The 824-nt window shown below is 62.5% G+C and carries 1 protein-coding gene and 1 pseudogene; one reads left to right on the top strand and one right to left on the bottom strand.

Annotated features, from left to right (window positions below; translation table 11 throughout):
- A pseudogene (locus EN750_RS36910) lies at positions 1 to 178 on the bottom strand (cupin); the annotation flags it as partial.
- A 157-nt stretch (positions 179 to 335) separates the two neighbouring features.
- On the opposite strand from EN750_RS36910, the gene EN750_RS36905 reads away from it, so the two are divergent.
- On the top strand, positions 336 to 824 hold a 489-nt coding region (locus EN750_RS36905), incomplete at its 3' end, for an ATP-binding cassette domain-containing protein (RefSeq protein ID WP_127399453.1).

The following is an 824-nucleotide window of genomic DNA, read 5'->3' as shown; positions in this document are numbered from 1 at the left end:
CGTGGCTCTCATGCATATGCGCCTTGGCGCGTGCGCCGGGCGGCATGGTGAGCATGTGCATGCAGATGCCGGAGGCGCCGACGGTCTCGGCGGCGATGCCGGCGAAATAGGTCAATCCCTGCTTGCCTTCATAAGTGCTTTCAGGGCGGATAAGATGACAAGTGGGTTTGGGCGACATCGGGGAAACTCCGGGCGTCGATCGAGTGGGACAAGGTCAGTGGGACAGGGCCAAATGGGACAGGGCCAAATGGGACAGGGTAAGTGGAAAACAACATCGCGATAAAAGCAATCGGATTCCAGCCGCCGCAGGGACGGAAACAGGCAGGCGGCAGCCGATGACGGGGACTTCGCCAGCCGTCGTCGCGGCAAGCAAACTCGGACTGACCTTCCAGACCAATGACGGGCCGGTGCAGGCGCTGTCAAACGTCGATCTCACCATCGGCAAGGGGGAGTTCGTCTCCTTCATCGGCCCTTCGGGCTGCGGCAAGACCACGTTGCTGCGCGTCATCGCCGATCTGGAGAAGCCGACCTCGGGGACGATTTCGGTCAATGGCATGACAGCAGAGCAGGCGCGCGAGAAACGCGCCTATGGCTATGTCTTTCAGGCCGCAGCCCTTTTTCCCTGGCGCACGATCGAGCGCAACGTGGCGCTGCCGCTCGAGATCATCGGCCTCAGCAGTGCCGAGCAGGCGCAGCGCATCAAGCGCACGCTGGAAATGGTCAACCTGTCCGGCTTCGAGAAGAAGTATCCCTGGCAGCTTTCCGGCGGCATGCAGCAGCGCGCCTCGATCGCGCGTGCGCTCGCCTTCGACGCCGATCTTCTG

The sequence above is a fragment of the Mesorhizobium sp. M7A.F.Ca.ET.027.03.2.1 genome (assembly GCF_003999175.1).
Classification (GTDB): domain Bacteria; phylum Pseudomonadota; class Alphaproteobacteria; order Rhizobiales; family Rhizobiaceae; genus Mesorhizobium.
This window is presented reverse-complemented; position numbering and strand designations above follow the sequence as displayed.